This window comes from Polaribacter gochangensis (assembly GCF_046224025.1).
Lineage (GTDB): Bacteria > Bacteroidota > Bacteroidia > Flavobacteriales > Flavobacteriaceae > Polaribacter > Polaribacter gochangensis.
On sequence record NZ_JBJXRF010000001.1, the window covers coordinates 730,224 to 750,404 of the forward strand.

Genomic DNA, 20,181 nt, shown 5'->3' on the forward strand with positions numbered 1-20,181 from the left:
ATTTATGCCTCTTCCACTTTTAAAGTTGATTAATGTTTTCCTTAGGATAGGAGGAATTGGGAGTAAATTCATAATTTTAACATTAATGTCTAAATACTTTAATGTTAATGTATTTGGTAATTATGGATTGATAACATCATTAATAACAATTTTGATTTTTGCATTAGGGTTAGATTTTTACAACTTTAGTATCAGAGATATTTTAAATACAAATAAAGCACAAGAAGTTGTAAATAAAGTGATTTCCTCACTCTTACTTTATGTAGTTATTTATGTTGTTTTTTCTTTTATAGCGTATTCTGTTTTTAATAATGTTTCTTATTTAAAACCTTTTGTGTTTTTAGTAATTGGACTAAGTATAACAGAACATTTTTCTCAAGAAACTTACAGGTTATTAATTGGTTTTAAGAAAGTCTTATTTGCAAATGTTTTACTTTTTACAAGAACTATGGGCTGGAGTATTATAATTGTATTTTATTATTTCAATAATATTACAATTACAATTAATAGTATTTTAAGTCTTTGGTTGGCAGCCAATACATTAACAATAATTATTGTTTTAATTTATGCTTTTTATAAAAATCATAATAAAATCTTAAAAGGAAAACTTATTGTTAATTGGGTAAAAAAAGGATTGAGAATAAGTTCAATTTTTTTAATAGCTACTATTTCTTTAAAAATGATGGAGTATGCAAATAGGTTTATTGTTGATTTTTTTATGGGAGAAAAGTTGGCAGGAATTTTCTTATTCTACTCAAATATTTCAATGTTAATAACCGTGTATGTTAATACTATTGTTATTTCTTTTGAGTTACCAGAGTTAATATCATCAACAAATTCTCCTACTATTTTTAAACTTTTAAAGAAATTTAAAAAATCACTATTAACACATGTAATAATTTCTTCTGTTTTTTTACTTATTATAATTAAACCTCTTTTATTTTGGCAAAATAAAATAGAATTTGAAACATATTTACCCCTTATCTTTTTTATGATAATTGGTACTGGATTAATGAATTATTCATTAATCTACCACTTTAAACTTTACATTTTTCATAAAGATAAATCCTTGCTTAAAGTCATGGTAGTTTCGGCTTTATTAAGTCTTATCTTAACAATAATGTTTACCTTCTTTTTTGGAGTTTATGGAACCGCTTCTGCATTTTTAATTTCTTGCATTATTTTATTTTTTATGCGTTTTAAAGAAGCAAAAAAAATGAGCTATGATTAATATATATATTGGTATTTCTAAAAATCAAGTTTTTTCTTATGAAGAAATACTTAAGTTAAAAGAAGGTTTAAATTCTAAAAATGTTTTGATTTCAAACAAAACAATAGAAAATAATACTGAATTATGGGATGAAGTAATTTACGCAGACAAATCATTTAATAATCAGTCAAATAGTGGGATTTCAGCTTTTTATAACATCACTCAAAAAATAAAACAATATAAGCAGGTAATACTAAGCTTAAAAAAGTACAAGCAAGAAAAAAAAGTAACACTTTATTTTACTTATATTGAAGATATTTTAACAAATTATTTACTGTTTTCTTTTAATAAAAACATAAAAGGAATTGTTGTAGAAGATGGTACATTAAATTATTATCCACATACAATAAAATCACTTTCAAAAAAGAAAATAATTTTAAAATGGATGCTAAGTAATTTTTATGGAATAAGGTTTAAATTTTACAAAGGTCATTCAAGTGGAATTGAGTCAAAAAATGTAATAAAGCAATATGTTAGAGTTCCTGAACTTTCAATGTTTCCAAAAAAATCAGAAAAACTACCATATCCAAAAAGAAATATTTCCTTAACAAATACCTTTTTAATTATAGGTCAAGAAGGATATATGAATCAATATGGAGAGAAAAGATACAAAGAAAGTTTAGGGGAGTTAATACGTTTAATGAAAACCAACACTAACTTTTATAATGCGGAAACAATATATTATAAACCCCATAGAAATGGAAAAAGAATAAGCTTTAATTGGTTTAAAAAACAATTCAATTCTAAAAAAGTTATCTATTTAGAATCAGATGAACCTTTGGAAGATTTATATTTTAATAAATTAGGATCAAAATATATATATTCATTTGATTCAAGTGCGTTGTTAAATATATTTCTAGAAGCTGAAGACTCCCAAAGAGAGTCTTTGAGTTTTAATGTGCTTTTAAAATACAATTACTTATTAGAATCTATTTTTAAAAAATTTAAATTCAATATTTATAAATGATTATTGCATTTAACATAGTAATAGCTTTAATTGCCGTAATAATTACCTTGTATCTTTTAGAAAAAGATTTAGGTCTTTTTTTACTTTCATCTATGGTTATTATACAATACATATGGATGTTTTTTTCTTTAATTGTAATTGAATCCGGAGTTCATATTGTTGAGCAAGGAAGAGATGGCTATTTTACTTATAGTAGTTTATTATTGTTGTTATTTTATATTTCCACAATCTTATCATTAGTTTTTTTTAAGAAGGTGTTTTCTATTTTTTTTAAAAACCTAAGAGTTACGAAATTTAAGTTTTTTGGAGTTGAAGAAAATAAACTAACACTACTGTTGTTGGGTTTTGTGTTTTTAGCAGCTTTTATAAACTTATTTTCTTCAGAAATCCCTCTTTTTTCTAAAGAAATCACAAAATTTAATTTTTGGGAAAACTCTAAATATCCTTTTCTTAAGCCAATTGTTGGTAATGTAATGGCTTTTGTAGCTTTTGGGACGGCTTTATTGTACCGAAAAAATAAAAAAACAGCAATTTTATTTGGCTTACTATATGCCTTGTATTTAATATTAGTTGGGCAGAAGTTTACAGGTTTTCTTATTGGAACTATTGGTTTTCTTTTAGGGTTATATTATACATCAGAAAAAAGAATACAATTTAAACTTAAATGGATTTTTAATAAGTATCTTTTAATATTTATTGGAATTATGTTTTGTTTGGTGATGTATATGTACAGTATAAGACCACCATTTAAAAACTTAGGGTTAACACCTTTTGAATCTGTTTTTTATAGAGCTTTTGGATTACAAGCTCATGTGTTTTGGGGAACAGCCGAACAATACGTGTATTTAGGAAAACCTAATACTTGGGATATTTCTGAATTATGGACGGGAATGCATCATTTAATGTTTGAGTTTTGGCCATGGAGTTATAAGGATTATATATCCGTAACAACTAGAGGGGTTAGTTGGACAAATGCTTATCCATCAATATTATTAAGAATTTTTCCATTAGTAATAGCATTAATAGCAAACTTTATTTTATTGGCGTTTTTATCTTTAATTCAGACACTTTTAGCTTTTTTTGTAAAAAGAAAATCGTTTTTAATAAGCATTGTGCTTTTTCAACTTTTAATTTGGACAAGCTATACTTTTACGATGGCATATTTTAATAAATTGTTAATTCCTGTATTATTTATAATCGCTTTTTTTTCCTATAAATATTTAATATACTATCAAAAAAAAGCAGAAAATGATTAAAGTTGAACAAAAAGAAATATCAAATTACTCATATTTTTTATTGATGTTCTTTTTACCTATTTCATTATTATTTGGAAATATATTTTTAGGTATTTTATTTTTAAGTGTCCTTTTACAAAAAGATAAAAAAACAATGAGTAACCCAGTGATTATATCTCTTGTGGTGTTTTTTTTATTTATTTTAATAAACGGAGTATTTACCACAGACTTTAGTATTGAACAAGGAAATTATAAAAAAATAGTACCTCTATTATTAATTCCTTTTAGTATTTTAAACATCGAAAAGAACGTAAGATTTAAAGGGTTATTATTTTTATTTTTCGGTATTGTTATTATTCAAATAAATTCTGTAATTGGAATAATTGACTATTATTACTTCACAGAAGGAAAAAAATATTTACTTAAAAACTACTCGAAAATTAATGAAATATTAAATTATGAAAGACCTTATTTAGGATACTTTTCAGTACTAAATATTATTATTAGCTATTACTTTTTTAAACAGAAAAATAAAAAAGCAATAGCGATAATTGCAACTGTATTTTCTTTATTATTAATTATCATAATTTCTGCGAGACTTTCTATAATAACAGCGTTATTTTTGGGAGTTATTACTCTCTTTTTTGAGTTAAATAACAAGAAAAAATTAATTGCTTTTAGTGGCTTGACATCACTATTATTAGTTTTTTACTTTAGCAACAATACGTTAAAAGATAGATTTTTACACATAAATAAAGACGCTAGGGTAATAATTTGGGAAGGAGCTATAAATTCTTTTAGTAAAACAAATAATTTTTTTTTAGGATCTGGTAGTCAAGAAAACACTAGAAATGAGCTTTTAGAGCATTATAAAAACCATCAAGACTTTGAAAGCATAGATGAGAAAAACAGATTTATTACTAAAAACTACAATACTCATAATCAGTATTTAAATGAAATATTAAGAGGAGGTGTTTTAGGATTGGTAATTTTTCTTTTCCCTCAAGGGTTTAATTTGTATTTTAATTTTAGAAAAAAAACTGTAACTATAGAGTTATTATTTTTAATATCTATACTGTGTTTTTGCCTTGTAGAAAATATTTTAGACAGACAAATAGGAGTATATTTATATGCCATTCTTTTAAGTTTATCAAACATGAATGATGATAAATTAAGTTTATAAATAAAAAGAAATTAGCGCATGATTAAAATACCATATATTACAACGCTAGTTGCCGGTGCCTTATTTTATAGTTTTTATCACCCTATTTTTATATTATGAAAAAAGTAAAATTAAACAATGAAAGTAGCAATTGTACATTATTGGTTCATTAGTAGAAGAGGTGGAGAAAAGGTAATAGAATCAATACTTAAACTTTTTCCTGACGCAGATATTTACACGTTGTTTTATGATGAAAAAACTTATGGAGACCATCTAAAAAATCAGAAAGTATTTACATCTGCTTTTGACAATATTTTTTTTAGAAAACATTATCAAAAAATATTTCCATTATATCCTTTGGCAATAAAATCTCTAAAATTAAAAGACAACTATGATTTAATTATTTCTTCTGAATCTGGTCCTGCAAAAGGGATTAATAACCCTAATAAAATACCACATATTTCTTATGTACATTCTCCAATGCGTTATTGTTGGAGTCATAGAGAAAGCTATTTAGCGTCTGTTCCGAAATTGGTAAGACCTTTTATGAATATTTTTTTAGAGCGGCTTAAAAAATGGGATGCATCAACCATTGATAATGTAGATTTTTACCTTTCAAACTCAAAAAATGTTTCTAAACGGATTCAAAAATATTATCAAAGAAATTCAGAAGTTGTTTATCCACCAATTGCCGATGACTTGTTTTCTAAAAATACCTCTTTTAATAAAAAAAGGGATCAATACTTAAGTTTTGGCGCAATAACTCCTTATAAAAAAATAGATTTATTGGTTGAAACATTTAATGAAAATGGTAAAAAATTAGTAATTATTGGAAATGGCTCGGAGAGAAAAAAATTAGAAGAAATTGCAAAATCAAATATTACGTTTAAAACAATAGATAATTGGCAATTAGTTGAGGAAGAAGTTTTTAGATCAAAAGCATTGTTGTTTCCAGGAGAAGAAGATTTTGGGATGATTCCTTTAGAAATGATGGCTTACGGACTCCCAGTTATTGCTTTCAAAAAAGGAGGAGCATTAGAGACAGTAGTGGAAAACCGAAAAGAAATTGAACAATCTTCTGGATTATTTTTTAAAGAACAAACAATAGCTTCTTTAGAGAAAACATTATTGTTCTTTGAAGAAAATAAGGAAAAATTTAATCCATTTTGGATTAAAAAACACGCTAAAGGCTTTTCAGAACAACAATTTTTAGTAAATTTCGAAAAAAAAATTGAAACCTTCTTAAACAGAACTCTTGAAAAATAAACGCTATTTAAAATCAATAAGACCTTTAATGTTATTAATCGATTTAATAATTATTAATGCGGTAATTCTTTACATTTCTGATAAAGAATATTTACAATCTAGTTTTTTAATTTACATCAATATTTTTTGGATTGTTTCCTCTCTTTTTAGTGGGTTTTATAAAGTATTTAGACATACAGAAATTTTTAGAGTACTTAGTTTATTAGCAATTCAGTTTTCAATTTTTTTTCTTGGGTTCTTCACCTATTTTTCTTTGTTTAGAGAAGGAAATGTTGTAAACAATCAAACAGTAATTCTTACGACAATATTTTTAGGAATTACTGTGGTAAAATACAGCTTTATCTATGCCTTAAAAAAGTACAGAGCAAAAGGTAATAATTTTAGAAAAGTAATAGTTTTAGGTTCTGATGAAACAGCCAAAAAAATAATCAAGCTTTTTAAAGAAAAAAAAGAATTTGGATATCAAGTGTCAGGGTTTTTTACAGATAAAAAAACATCAAATAAAAAATTATTTAAGGGATCTATTGAACAAAGTTATGCGTTTATTTTAGAAGAAAACATAGAAGAAGTGTATTGCTCTTTATCGGAATTAGATAGAGAAGAAATAAAAAAAATGACAACATTTGCGAATGAAAAGGACATTGTTGTTAAGTTAATTCCGAATGCAAATGAGTTGTATAGTAAAAGTTACAAATCAGAATACTATGGAGATTCTCTTTTAGTTTTAAATGTAAACAAGTTGCCTTTTGAGTCTATAGAAAGTAAAATTATTAAAAGAATATTTGATGTCGTTTTTTCACTTTTCATTTTAATCTTTTTAATGTCTTGGTTAACACCAATAATTTGGATTCTGATAAAATTAGAATCTAAAGGACCTGCTTTTTTCAAACAAAAAAGAGAAGGATTAAATGGAGAGTTATTTGTTTGTTATAAATTTAGATCGATGAAAGTGAATATAAACTCAAATCATAAACACACGGTAAAAAATGATGTAAGAGTTACTAAATTTGGATCTTTTTTACGAAAGACCAGTTTAGATGAGTTACCACAGTTTTTTAATGTTTTACAAGGAAATATGAGTGTAGTTGGACCAAGACCGCACTTAAAAAGTTTGTCTGTAGAATACCAAAAAAATGTCAATAACTATTTAGAAAGACACGCGATGAAACCCGGAATTACAGGACTTGCTCAAGTAAGAGGTTATAGGGGCGAAATTAAAAAGAAATCAGACATCAAAAACAGAATTCGATTAGACATCTTTTATATAGAAAACTGGTCTATTCTTTTGGATATAAAAATTATATTACAAACTGTATTTAATGTGTATAAAGGTGAAGAAAAAGCCTACTAATTTTGAGTGATCAAATCGAAATATCAGCAACAATTGTTACTTATAATGAAGATATTGACACGCTCCAAAAAACCGTAGACTGTTTTCTAAAAACACCACTTCTTAAAAAATTATACTTAGTTGATAATTCGCCAACAGACTCTTTAAAAGATTATTTTAAACAAGAAGAAATCACCTATATTTTTACTGGCAAAAACTTAGGTTTTGGAACAGCACATAACTTGGTTATTTCAAAATTAACATCAGAATTTCATTTAATTTTAAACCCAGATATCACTTTTAATCCGCAAGTCTTACCTAATTTAATACGTGAATTAAAGAAACAAGTAAAGGTTGCTATGATTTCCCCAAAGATTGTTTATCCAGATGGAAGCATGCAATATTACTGTAGAAAATACCCTAATTTTTCTGAATTAATTTATAGAAGATTAAGACTTTTTAAACGTAAAACTCAAGAAAGTGAGTACAGAAATTTAGATTTATCTCAATCATTTTTTCCAGAAAGCATGCACGGTTGTTTTATGCTTTTTAAAACCCAAGATTTTATAAAAATTAAAGGATTTGACGAGCGGTATTTTTTGTACATGGAAGACATTGATATTTGTAAAAAAATAGATGTTATCAATAAGAAAAAGATGTATTTCCCAAACGAAACTATAACACATTTACATCAAAGAGGTTCTGCCAATAAAATTAATTTACTTTTTCAGCATTTACTTTCTGCTAGAAAATACTTTAAGAAATGGCAAAATTAAACAGATAATACATTTTCAGAATGTATATTTGTAGCCTAAAACAACAACACAACAATGAACATTCTTATTTTAGGTTCTGGAGGTAGAGAACACGCATTTACTTTAAAATTATCTGAAAGTAACAAAGTAAATCAGCTTTTTGTTGCGCCAGGAAACGCAGGTACTTCGCAAATTGCAAGTAATATAAATATCAACCCAACCGATTTTAAAGCCGTAAAAGAAATTGTATTAAAGAATAAAATTAACATGGTTGTTGTTGGGCCAGAGGCGCCATTGGTAAATGGAGTTCATGATTTTTTCTTAGCAGATAGCGAATTGAAAAATATTCCTGTAATCGGACCTAAAAAAGACGGTGCTTTGTTAGAAGGATCTAAAGATTTTTCTAAAATTTTCATGGAAAAACACAACATTCCAACCGCGCGTTATCAATCTTTTACAAAAGCAAACTTAGCAGAAGGATTTGCGTTTTTAGAAACGTTAAATGCTCCGTATGTATTAAAAGCAGACGGATTAGCAGCCGGAAAAGGTGTGTTGATTTTAGATTCTTTAGCAGAAGCAAAATCAGAATTAGAAGAAATGGTTTCTAATCAAAAATTTGGAGAAGCTTCGTCAACCGTTGTTATTGAAGAGTTTTTAGACGGAATAGAATTGTCTGTTTTTGTATTAACAGACGGCAAAAGCTATAAAATTTTACCTTCGGCAAAAGATTATAAACGTATTGGCGAAGGCGATGAAGGATTAAATACTGGCGGAATGGGAGCAATCTCTCCTGTGTCTTTTGCATCCAAAGAATTTTTACAAAAAGTCGAAGAACGAGTTGTAATTCCTACTGTAAAAGGATTGCAAAAAGATGGAATTGATTATCGTGGGTTTATTTTTATTGGGTTGATGAACGTTGATGGAAATCCGCAAGTAATAGAATACAACGTAAGAATGGGCGACCCAGAAACAGAAGCTGTTTTACCAAGAATTAAATCTGATTTATTCGATTTGTTTGAAGGTGTTGCCAACCAAACATTGCACGAAAAATCGGTTGAAGTAACCTCAAAAATTGCAACAACAGTGATGTTGGTTTCTGGCGGATATCCAGAAGCATATGAAAAAAACAAAGAAGTTTTAGGAATTGAATCGGTTACTGATTCTATCGTTTTTCACGCAGGAACAACTTCAGAAAACGGAAAAGTTTTTACAAACGGAGGAAGAGTGATGGCAATAACTTCTTTTGGTGATACGATTGAAGAAGCATTGAAAAAATCGTACAATTCAATTGATAAAATTTCTTTTGAAAACATGAATTATAGAAAAGATATTGGTTTTGATTTAATCTAGAAACAAAACCTCTCGACTCCGCTCGAGGAGACAAAATTATTGTCGGGTTGAGCAGAGTCGCAACCTAAAATTAACTTTGTGAAAAAAATAATTGTTGCACCGCTAAATTGGGGATTAGGTCATGCTTCTCGATGTGTGCCAATCATTCATTTTTTATTAGAAAACAACTTCGTTCCTATACTTGCTTCAGACGGAAAAGCTTTAGCATTTTTACAAAAAGAATTTCCAGATTTAGAAAGTTTAGAATTACCATCTTACAACATTTCTTATACTAAAAATTTAAAATTAGGATTGTTAATCCAGTTTCCAAAAATTATAAAAGCAATACAAAAAGAAACCATTGTTATTGGTGATTTTATTGCTAAAAACAACGATGTTGTTGGGATCATTTCTGACAATCGTTTTGGAGTTAGAAATGCGAAAATTCCGTCTGTGTATATCACGCATCAATTGAATGTGTTATCAGGATTTTTTACTTTTTTTTCAACAAAAATTCATCAGAAAATCATTCAAAAATTTAATGAATGTTGGGTACCAGATTCAAAAGAAAATTCTTTGTCAGGAAAACTTTCTAAATCAACTAATAAAAAATTAAACTTAAAATATATTGGCGCTTTAAGTCGCTTTGAAAAAGTAAATATTCCAATTAAAAACTCGATTTTAATTGTGCTGTCGGGCATCGAGTCGCAAAGAAAAAGATTAGAAGAAAACCTATTACAAGTTTTTAAAAACTATCCTAAAAAAGTAGTGTTGGTACAAGGTAAGATTGAAGAAAATCAAACAAAAAAAACGATCGGAAACTTAACCGTTTATAATTATTTACTTTCAAAAGAATTGGAAACAGAAATCAATCAATCAGAAATTATTATTTGTAGATCTGGCTTCTCATCGATTATGGATTTGGCAGTTTTAGAAAAGCAAGCGTTTTTTATTCCGACAAAAAGTCAAACAGAACAAGAATATTTGGCAAAGCATTTAGAAGTGATAAAATGTGCTCCTTTTAGTAAAGAAGAAGATTTTAAGTTGAGTGCTTTGGATGAAGTAAAAAACTACATTGGACTTTCTTGTAATCAAAATAAATTAGACAAAAAGTTACTTTGCCTTTTCAAGAGAGAATGAGAATTCTGAACCTTCTTTAAAAGTACTTTTTAAAAGAATGGTTTGGTTATGCGCTTCAATAATATGCTTTACAATTGCCAAACCTAAACCAGAACCACCTTGATTTCTTGATCTACTTTGATCAACTCTGTAAAAACGTTCAAACAAACGAGAAATATGTTCTTGCTTTACGCCTTCTCCATTATCTGAAACTTTAATAATGAATTTATTTTCGTTATAATCATCTACAGCAACTTTGGTTACACCACCAATTTTACCATATTTAATTGAGTTTACAATTAAGTTGATAAGCACTTGTTCAATTTTTTCAATATCACCAATAACATAAATAGGAAATTCATAGATTCTGTCAAAGACTAAAGAAATGTTCTTTTTTTTCGCTCTCATTTCAAACAAATCAAATACATTTTGAACGAGTTCTAGAATATTAAATGGTTGTAAATCTATTTTTAAACCATCGGTTTCTAATTTGGCAATCATATCTAAATCTTTCACAATAGCCGCCAATCTTTCTACACCTTTATTGGCTCTTTTTAAATATTTTTCTAGAATTTCTTTATCTTTTGATGCACCTTCAATTAAGGTTAGTAAATAGCCTTGAACAGTAAATAACGGCGTTTTTAATTCGTGCGCAACATTTCCTAAAAAATCGCGCCTAAAAGAATCTCTTTCTGTTAAATTTTGGATTTCAATACGTTTTCCTTCGGCAAATTTTTGAAGACTTTTAGAAAGAGTTTCCATATCTGTCGTAACAGACTTTCTTTTTAAATCTTCAATTTGTAAGAGAGAAACATCGTCATATATTTTACGAACACGCCTATAAATAAAGTGTTCAACTCTATACTGAATGATAAAAAAGGAAATTATTAATAGCGTTAAAACAGTAAAAGGCAACACCCAAAAGCCAATTTTTTGATATAAAAAATAAGTCAAAACATTGATAACAATAACCAAGAGTACTAAATATATAGCTGTGATAATTGCAAAAGAATATGTTTTTTTTAACTTCACAAAAAAAGGTTTTTAGTTGTTGGTTTCTTCTTCTAAAACAAATTTATAACCAACGCCTTTGATGGTTTTAAAGAAATCATCACCAATTTTTTCTCTTAGCTTTCTAATGTGAACATCAATGGTTCTTCCGCCAACAACAACTTCGTTTCCCCAAACAGAATCTAAAATAGTTTCGCGCTTAAATACTTTACCAGGTTTAGACGTTAATAAAGAAAAAAGTTCAAACTCTTTTTTAGGCAAGACAATTTTTTGATCGCCTTTAAAAACTACGTATTCCTCTCTGTTGATTATAATATCACCAATTTTGGTAGTGGTTTCTTGCTCCTCGTTATTTTTTAAACGCCTTAATAATGACTTAATTTTACTAACTAAAACTTTTGGTTTTATAGGTTTTGTTATATAATCATCAGCCCCAGCATCAAAACCAGCAACCTGAGAATAATCTTCTCCTCTTGCAGTTAAAAAAGAAATAAGAACATGCTCTAACTCTTTAATTTTTCTAATTTTTTCACAAGCTTCAATTCCATCCATTTCTGGCATCATGATGTCTAACAGAATTAAATGCGGAATTACTTTTCTTGCTGTTTTTACACCTTCAGCACCGTTTTTTGCTGTAAAAACTTGATACCCTTCATTTTTTAAATTGTATCCAACAATTTCTAAAATATCTGGCTCATCATCAACTAATAAAATCTTAATATCACTTTTTTTCATGATTGTCTTTTGACATTTATAGTTCAAAAGTATGGATAAATATTGTAAATCAAAGGTTACATAACAATCATTTAAAGACTTAACTTAGACTTAACCTTCTGTTGACGCAAGGTTAATTTTAGTCTAACATTTCCTTTACAAAGCCACTAGACATTTGCAGTATGTTAAAAGATAATAATATATAGTAAAGAAAAAATGAAAAAAATAATCATTGTATTTGTATTTTTAAGTCAATTAATTTCTGCTCAAAGTAAAGGAACTGTAAAAGGAATTATAACCGATGCAGACTCTAATAATGAACCTTTACCATTTGCAAATGTATTTATAAAAGGATCTACTGTTGGGCAAACAACAGATTTTGACGGGAACTATTTACTAAATGTTGATGCAGGAAAACACATACTGGTTTTTAGTTTTATTGGATATAAAACGTTAGAAAAACAGATTGATGTAAAAGGTAAAGAAACCTTAATTATTAACGAAAAGTTAAGTGTAGAAGACGGAGTTACATTAGATGAAATAAAAATTGAATCAACTATCAACAGAGCAAAAGTTTCTGCAATTTTATTAGATCAAAAGAAAGCAGTTGCAATTAAGACGACTATTGGCGCTCAAGAATTAGAAAATAAAGGAATTTCTGATTTGGCAACTGCCGTAACGAAAGCAACCGGGATTTCTAAACAAGAAGGCTCTAATTACATTTTTGTAAGAGGTTTAGGAGACAGGTACAACTCTACTACATTAAACGGATTGCCAATTCCATCAAATAATCCATCAAGAAAAAATATTACGCTAGATTTATTTTCTACAGATATTGTTCAAAAAATAGACATTAATAAAATATATAATGGAACAATTTATGGAGATTTTGGTGGCGCAAATGTAAATATTGTATCTAAAGCACACGTTGGAAAACCATCTATGGAAATTGGAATTGGTTCTGGAACAAATTCTAATCTTTCAGGTGATTTTTATTTACAAGACGGACCTAATTCTTTAGGCTTTTATAAAAATGAATATCCAACAAATGCTTTAACGGGATATAATTTTACAACAAGTTGGGACAATGTTTCTAAAACTCCGATTGCAACAAATATTTCTATAAAAGGAGGGAAAAAATATTACATAGGAGAAGAAGGAAAGCTTAATTTATTTGGAACAGCATCATTTTCTAGTGGATATAAGTTTAAAGACGGAATACAAAGAGGAAGTGTAAATGCACAAGGTTTAGCGTATACAGATTATGCCTTTAAATCATACAGTTATAAAACGAATACAACAGTAATGTTAAACGCTGCATATAAAGTAAATGCAAAAAACACATATAAATTTAGTTCTTTATTTGTCAATTCTTCAAATCAAAGTTTAGATGAATATAGTGGAATAATTAATGTTTTTGACAACGCAAGTAATGGTGGAGGTTTTGTAAAAAGAGCAACTTTTGATAAAACAGCATTGTTTGTAAATCAGTTTTTGGGAAATCATAAAATTGGAGATAAAGTTACTGTTGATTGGGGAATTTCATACAATCATATTAACAATGTAATTCCAGACAGAAGACAAAATATGTTGGTTCCTAAAGATAATAATGATCCAACAGGAGTAAAAATAGTTTCTGATTTAGCAGCTTCTGATAATCATCGTTTTTTCCAAGAATTGTTTGAAGATGAAGTTTCGGCAAATTTTTCAACTACTTACCTTTTCGCAAAAGACAAAGAAGAAGCATACAAAGGAAAATTTACAGCAGGTTATAGTGGAAGATTTAAAAAAGTAGATTTTAAAGCAACCCAATTTAATTTTAGAATCAATAGAAATGCAGCACAACCAATTGTTGATCCATCAAATTTAAATGCGTATTTTAATCAATCTAGCTTAACAAACAACTTTTTTAAAATAGAAACATTTAGAGGTGATGCTTCAACAGCAAACGCACTAGATCCACAAATCTATTTTGGCAAACAATTTATAAATGGAGGGTTTTTAGAAACAAGCTACAAGTTTTCACCAAAATTTACAGCAGTTTTAGGAGTACGATTTGAGTATTTGTACCAAGATATTAGTTGGAAAACCTCTTTAGATCCAGCAGGAGATAAAAGCACTTTTACAAAGTTTGAGTTTTTACCAAACGCAACGTTTAAATATGAAGTAAATGACAAAAATAATTTAAAATTAGCAGCAAGTAAATCGTACACATTACCACAATATAAAGAACGAGCTCCGTTTCAATTCGAAGAAGTAACTCAAATTAAATTCGGAAATCCAGATTTAAATTTATCTACCAATTACAATGCAGATATACGTTGGGAGTATTTTCCACGAAGAGAAGAAGTTATTTCTATAACCGGATTTGGAAAAATTATTCAAAATCCAATTAACGAAGTCATTGTTGCTTCTGCAACAAACGATATTTCTTATGTAAATACAGGAAAACAAGCAACTATTTTTGGAGCAGAATTTGAAATTAGAAAAAACCTTTTTTCATTAGAAAATGATAAAGAAACAGAGGTATTGACAAATAAATTATCTGCCGGATTTAATGCGTCATATATGCATTCGAATCAAGATTTTGACAGACTTAAAGTAATCAACGAAACCAACCTAAATGTAAACTTTACAAACACAGAAGGAAGATTAACAGGAGCATCAGATTTAATTTTAAATGCAGATGTAACTTATAAAAAAGATTTTTCTAAGACAGCTAATTTATTAGCAACCATAACGTACAATTATTTTTCAGATAGAGTGTACGCAATTGGTTCTGCTGGAAAAGGAGATCATATTGATAAAGGAGTTGGAAGTTTAGATGTAATATTAAAATCAGAACTTTCTAAAAAGATTAAAATTGGCTTTTCTTTAAAAAACCTTTTAAACCCATCCATTAAAAGAGTGCAAGAAATTCAAAATGTAGAAGTACTTTCTTTTAAAAACGGAGTAAACGCAAGTGTATCACTTACTTATAAATTAGATTAAAAAAACGCTTAACATAAGCGTAACAACATAGGTTTATGCTTAACAAACTATTAAACTTTAGATAAAACACACACCAAACAGAAGCCATTTCTTTGTGGAAGAAAATAATTAAAACACAAAATGAAAAAAACTATTTTATCGATTTTAGCAATTGCAGCAATTGCTTTTTCAAACTGTACAACTTCTAATGATGAACCTACAATAGGTTTTCAAGTAGACCCAACAAATTTTAAAGGAATCATTACACAAGGAACAGTCACTTTAGACGCAAGTGTAGAATACAATTTAACTGGTGGACTAGTGGTTGAAGAAGGAGCTAAATTAGTAATTCCTGCAGGAACTGTAATAAAAGCATCTGGAGGAACAAGTGCTTATATTGCAGTAGCTCAAGGAGCTCAAATTTTTGTTGAAGGAACTGCAAATAATCCTGTGGTAATGACATCCTCTAAAGCTACTCCAGCACCAGCAGATTGGGGCGGATTGGTAATTTGCGGAAAAGCACCAACAAACAAAGGAGCAACAGCAACTGCTGAAGTTTCTGATTTAACATATGGAGGAACAGTTGCAAATGACAATTCTGGATCAATCAGGTATTTAAGAGTAGAATATACAGGAGCAACGTTTAATGGTTCAAAAGAATTTAACGGAGTTTCTTTATTCGGTGTGGGTTCTGGAACAACTTTCGAATACGTGCAATCTTATAATGGTGGTGACGACGGAATCGAATTTTTTGGAGGAACAGTTACAGGTAAATATTTAGTTTCTACAGGTTCTGGAGATGATTCAATTGATTTTGCTGATGGATGGTCTGGAACTGGTGAATACTGGTACATAAGCAAAGGAACAAAAGCAGGAATTGAAGGTTCTAATAACGGTGATGACGGAAATGCTAGTCCAACAACTACAGCAGTTTTAAGAAATATTTCAATTGTTGGTCCTGGCTCTGAAGGAGCATTATACATTAAAGAAGGTGGAGGACATTGGACAGCGTCTAATATTTATACTTCAGGTTTTGATTTAGGAATTAAGATTAAATCAACCGATACTGCAGCAAACGATAATGTAAAAAATGGAAACATTGTATTTACAAACATTCAGTTTGATAATGTTACAACAAAACATGAATATACAGGAACAGAAACGTATTTTACTGAAGGTACAACTACAGGAGCTGGAAATGGAAAATTAGCACCAACTTGGACAGCAGGTTGGGCAGTTGGTTTGTAAAGTTTAGAATTAATTAGAGTAAAAAAGCAGGGGAAAACCTGCTTTTTTACTTTAAGCAATACTTAAAACCAATATGTTACATTGTGAAAATTTCTCTGTAACGAAGAAAATAAAGAATTATTTTATATATTTAGGGATTAATTCAACCTTTAAACTTTTATACATGAAAAAAAATTACTTTTTAACTTTAGTATTCATATTAATTTCGGCAATGTCTTTTGGACAAGTTATTCTAGCTGAAAACTTTTCTTATACTGATGGAAGTCTCGTTGGAAATAGTACCTGGGAAAACGTAAGTGGAACAGCAGGAAATTTTTTAGTTTCTTCAGGTAAAGCTGTTGTTCAACATGGTACTCCTGACGAGGATGTCAAAATTCCATTTGCTTCAGTTTCAGGAGATATTTATGTAGCTTTTGATTTTTCTGTAGATGATTTGGGAGCTCCATACAAAGCTGGATCAGACTTTGAATATTTTACTCACTTAGGATTCAAAGCGAGAATGGATATTCAAACCGGAGGAAGCGGTGGTGACTATACCGTTGGAATTTCATCATCATCAAGTACAGCTGAAGCAAATTGGGCTACTGACTTAACATTTGGCCAAGTATATAGAGCAATTATAAAGTTTGACCAAGTAACTGGTACAGCTCAACTTTGGATTGACCCTACTGCTTCAACAGATACATCTATTTCTGGTACTGGAACAGGAGCAGCGACAATATTAAGTTTTGACCTAAGACAGTCTGATTCAGAAGAAAATGAAACTGTTCGAGTTGATGATTTAATGATAGGTCAGACTTTTGCTGATGTATTAGTATATTCTGACGCTACAGCATCAGTAGGAAAGAACACCATTGAAGGATTTTCTAGTTACCCAAACCCAGTTAATAATGGATTGTTAACAGTAAGAACTTCAAACTCTAACGAAAAAGAAGTTTCTATTTATAGCGTTTTAGGAAAACGTGTTTTTCAACAAAAATTCTCTGGAGCAACGAAGCAATTAAATGTTTCTCATATAAACTCTGGAATTTATATTATGAAAGTTCTTGAAGGAGATAAAGTGGCTACTAAAAAATTAGTTATAGAATAACTTTTGCAAGAAAACTATATAAAAAAAAGCCTCGAATTTTCGAGGCTTTTTTATTTTTAGTAACTTCACAGTAAAAATTTACTGCTATGAATTTACATTTAAAACTAGAAAACATCTTATTTCTAGACATAGAAACGGTTCCACAAGAAGCATCTTGGAACTCAGTTTCTGAAATCACAAAACAACTTTTTGATCAAAAAACCGCCTACCAACGTAAAGAAGAGTTTACTGCTGAAGAATTTTACGAACGAGCCGGAATTTGGGCTGAATTCGGAAAAATAATATGTATTTCGGTGGGGTATTTTGTGAATCAAAAGAACGAAAAACAATTGCGTGTAAAATCGTTTTTTGGGGATGATGAAAAAGAGTTGTTAATAGACTTTAAGAGGCTATTAGACACACATTTTAACAAGAGCGAACATGTTTTGTGTGCCCACAACGGAAAAGAATTCGACTTTCCTTATATCGCAAGAAGAATGATTATTCATCGAATTGAATTGCCAAAAAAACTGAATCTGTTTGGTAAAAAGCCATGGGAAATTCCGCACTTAGACACCATGGAATTATGGAAATTTGGAGATTATAAACATTATTCTTCTTTAAAATTATTAACGTCTATTTTAGGAATTCCTTCTCCGAAAGATGACATTGATGGTAGCGAAGTTGCAAGCGTATATTACAAAGAGAAAGATTTAGATAGAATTGTTACGTATTGCGAAAAAGACACCATTGCTGTTGCGCAATTAGTATTGCGTTTTAATAATGAAGAATTGCTTGAAGAGTTTCAAATTGTAAGAGCTTAATTAGCCTTCTAATTTCATTGAAAGTTCTAACCAACGTTCTTCTTTTTGTTCTAAATCGAAAATAATTTTCTCTAATTCTTGTGATTTCTCGTTAATTTCTTCCGGAGAAATTTCGTTATTTGCAAACTGATGTTCGATATGAGTTTTCTTTTTCTCTAACTTAGCAATATCGTTTTCTAGCAAACCAAATTCTCTATTTTCGTTAAAACTTAATTTTCCTTTTGGTTTAGAAACAGTTTTTGTTACTTCTTTTTTTGATGAAGGGATATTCGGTTTTTCTTCTCTAGGTTTAGAATCTTCATAGGCTCTAAAATCTGAATAATTTCCCGGAAAATTTTCGATCACTCCTTCTCCCCTAAAAACAAAAAGAGAATCCATTATTTTGTCCATAAAATACCTGTCGTGAGAAACTACTAATAAGTTTCCTGGGAAATCTAACAAGAAATTTTCTAAGACGTTTAAGGTTACAACATCTAAATCGTTTGTGGGTTCATCTAAAATTAAAAAGTTTGGATTCTGAATTAAAACCGCACATAAATACAAGCGTTTTTGTTCGCCTCCACTTAACTTTTCTACAAAATCGTGTTGTTTTTTTCTATCAAATAAAAACCGCTCTAATAATTGACCAGCGGTAATTTTTCGTCCTTTGGTTAACGGAATAAATTCCCCAAATTCTCTAATAACTTCAATTACTTTTTGTCCTTCTTTTATAACGATTCCACTTTGTGTATAATACCCAAATTTTACAGTTTCGCCTAGTACAACTTTACCGCCATCAACAGGGATTTTTTGCGTAATTACATTTAAAAAAGATGACTTTCCTGTTCCGTTTTTACCAATAATACCGATGCGCTCTCCACGTTTAAAAACGTATTCAAATCCGTCTAAAATTAATGTATCATCAAAAGATTTTTTAATTTTATGAAGTTCTAGAATTTTACTCCCTAAACGTTCCATATTAATCTCTAACTGAACTTGATGATCTTGTCTTCTCTTGTGTGCTTTTTCTTTGATTTCGTAAAAATCATCAATTCTAGATTTAGATTTTGTGGTTCTAGCTTTTGGCTGACGACGCATCCAATCTAGCTCTTTATTGTAGAGGTTTTTTGCTTTTTCTACCGTAGTTTGTTCTAGTGCAATTCGTTCTTCTTTTTTCTCTAAATAATACGAGTAATTGCCTTTATATCTGTATAATTTTCCGTGATCTAATTCAACAATTTCATTACAAACACGTTCTAAAAAATAACGATCATGCGTAACCATAAACAGCGTTATTTTTTCTTTAGCAAAGTAACTTTCTAACCATTCAATCATTTCTAAATCTAAATGATTTGTAGGTTCGTCTAAAATTAATAAATCGGGTTTATTAATTAAAATAGTTGCTAAAGCCAATCGTTTTTTTTGTCCACCAGAAAGCTCAGAAATCTTTTGATGTAAATTATCGAACTTTAATTTTGATAAAATTTGTTTGTATTGAGTATCAAAATCCCAAGCATTGTGTTGTTCCATCAATTCAAAAGCCTTTTGATACGCTTCTGCATTTTCTGAATTTTCTAACGCTTTATTGTATTGCTCAATAACTTGCAAGGTTTTGTTTTCTGAAGAAAAAACAACTTCTTTAATGGTAAGTGTTGGGTCTAACTCATCGTTTTGTGCTAAATACGAAATCTGAATTCCTTTTCTACTAATTACTTGTCCGGTATCCGGAATATCTAAACCTGCAATAATGTTTAAAATGGATGTTTTTCCACTTCCGTTTTTGGCAACAAATGCTACTTTTTGATCTTTGTTTATTCCAAAGGAAAGATCCTCAAAAAGAATTCTTTCGCCGTAAGATTTAGAGATATTTTCTACTGATAAGTAATTCACTATAAAAAGTTTTTACAAAGAACCTAAAAACTAATCAAACTAT

General features: G+C 29.0%; 16 protein-coding genes. 13 read left to right on the forward strand and 3 right to left on the reverse strand.

Translation table 11 applies throughout. The features are described from left to right. Positions 1-4: 4 nt before the first annotated feature. From ACEWL1_RS03395 to ACEWL1_RS03435, 9 genes are all read left to right on the forward strand, one after another. Positions 5-1,231: an MATE family efflux transporter gene (locus ACEWL1_RS03395; RefSeq protein WP_409231873.1), complete on the forward strand. Its 1,227-nt coding sequence runs from the start codon at positions 5-7 to the stop codon at positions 1,229-1,231. Next, positions 1,224-2,237, forward strand: coding sequence for a hypothetical protein (locus ACEWL1_RS03400; protein ID WP_409231874.1), 1,014 nt, complete (start codon positions 1,224-1,226; stop codon positions 2,235-2,237). Before ACEWL1_RS03395 ends, ACEWL1_RS03400 begins: the two co-directional genes overlap by 8 nt. Continuing rightward, positions 2,234-3,493 carry a DUF6418 domain-containing protein gene (locus ACEWL1_RS03405; RefSeq protein ID WP_409231875.1) on the forward strand — a complete coding sequence of 420 codons (1,260 nt, stop codon included), beginning with the start codon at positions 2,234-2,236 and terminating at the stop codon, positions 3,491-3,493. The genes ACEWL1_RS03400 and ACEWL1_RS03405 overlap by 4 nt, the downstream gene beginning before the upstream one ends. Further along, positions 3,486-4,655 carry an O-antigen ligase family protein gene (locus ACEWL1_RS03410; protein WP_409231876.1) on the forward strand — a complete coding sequence of 390 codons (1,170 nt, stop codon included), beginning with the start codon at positions 3,486-3,488 and terminating at the stop codon, positions 4,653-4,655. Before ACEWL1_RS03405 ends, ACEWL1_RS03410 begins: the two co-directional genes overlap by 8 nt. 117 nt (positions 4,656-4,772) lie before the next feature. Continuing rightward, entirely contained in the window at positions 4,773-5,900 is a 1,128-nt protein-coding gene (locus ACEWL1_RS03415; protein ID WP_409231877.1) for a glycosyltransferase, read from the forward strand. Continuing rightward, complete coding sequence (locus tag ACEWL1_RS03420; protein ID WP_409231878.1) at positions 5,890-7,251, forward strand: undecaprenyl-phosphate glucose phosphotransferase; 1,362 nt, start codon at positions 5,890-5,892, stop codon at positions 7,249-7,251. Before ACEWL1_RS03415 ends, ACEWL1_RS03420 begins: the two co-directional genes overlap by 11 nt. A gap of 2 nt (positions 7,252-7,253) precedes the next feature. Continuing rightward, positions 7,254-8,006, forward strand: a complete 753-nt coding sequence (locus tag ACEWL1_RS03425) for a glycosyltransferase (protein ID WP_409231879.1) — start codon at positions 7,254-7,256, stop codon at positions 8,004-8,006. A 54-nt stretch (positions 8,007-8,060) separates the two neighbouring features. Further along, positions 8,061-9,335 (forward strand): phosphoribosylamine--glycine ligase, encoded by a 1,275-nt coding sequence (gene purD, locus ACEWL1_RS03430; RefSeq protein WP_409231880.1) that lies wholly within the window; start codon positions 8,061-8,063, stop codon positions 9,333-9,335. Between the two features lie 78 nt (positions 9,336-9,413). Beyond that, a complete protein-coding gene (locus ACEWL1_RS03435; RefSeq protein ID WP_409231881.1) occupies positions 9,414-10,454 on the forward strand; it encodes a glycosyltransferase in 1,041 nt (346 codons plus the stop codon). Here ACEWL1_RS03435 and ACEWL1_RS03440 read toward each other — a convergent pair. Continuing rightward, entirely contained in the window at positions 10,428-11,465 is a 1,038-nt protein-coding gene (locus ACEWL1_RS03440; RefSeq protein WP_409231882.1) for a sensor histidine kinase, read from the reverse strand. The genes ACEWL1_RS03435 and ACEWL1_RS03440 overlap by 27 nt on opposite strands. A gap of 12 nt (positions 11,466-11,477) precedes the next feature. After that, positions 11,478-12,179 carry a response regulator transcription factor gene (locus ACEWL1_RS03445; protein ID WP_409231883.1) on the reverse strand — a complete coding sequence of 234 codons (702 nt, stop codon included), beginning with the start codon at positions 12,177-12,179 and terminating at the stop codon, positions 11,478-11,480. A 195-nt stretch (positions 12,180-12,374) separates the two neighbouring features. Here ACEWL1_RS03445 and ACEWL1_RS03450 point away from each other — a divergent pair, with 195 nt between their 5' ends. The 4 genes from ACEWL1_RS03450 to ACEWL1_RS03465 all read left to right on the forward strand — a co-directional run bounded on the left by ACEWL1_RS03450 (position 12,375) and on the right by ACEWL1_RS03465 (position 18,269). After that, positions 12,375-15,149 carry a TonB-dependent receptor gene (locus ACEWL1_RS03450; RefSeq protein ID WP_409231884.1) on the forward strand — a complete coding sequence of 925 codons (2,775 nt, stop codon included), beginning with the start codon at positions 12,375-12,377 and terminating at the stop codon, positions 15,147-15,149. 120 nt (positions 15,150-15,269) lie between these two features. Continuing rightward, positions 15,270-16,376: a hypothetical protein gene (locus ACEWL1_RS03455; RefSeq protein WP_409231885.1), complete on the forward strand. Its 1,107-nt coding sequence runs from the start codon at positions 15,270-15,272 to the stop codon at positions 16,374-16,376. A 163-nt stretch (positions 16,377-16,539) separates the two neighbouring features. Further along, complete coding sequence (locus ACEWL1_RS03460) at positions 16,540-17,466, forward strand: T9SS type A sorting domain-containing protein (RefSeq protein ID WP_409231886.1); 927 nt, start codon at positions 16,540-16,542, stop codon at positions 17,464-17,466. A gap of 86 nt (positions 17,467-17,552) precedes the next feature. Beyond that, a complete protein-coding gene (locus ACEWL1_RS03465) occupies positions 17,553-18,269 on the forward strand; it encodes a 3'-5' exonuclease (protein ID WP_409231887.1) in 717 nt (238 codons plus the stop codon). Here the strand turns inward: ACEWL1_RS03465 and ACEWL1_RS03470 are convergent, their stop codons facing one another. Beyond that, positions 18,270-20,138: an ABC-F family ATP-binding cassette domain-containing protein gene (locus ACEWL1_RS03470; RefSeq protein ID WP_409231888.1), complete on the reverse strand. Its 1,869-nt coding sequence runs from the start codon at positions 20,136-20,138 to the stop codon at positions 18,270-18,272. Positions 20,139-20,181 lie beyond the last annotated feature (43 nt).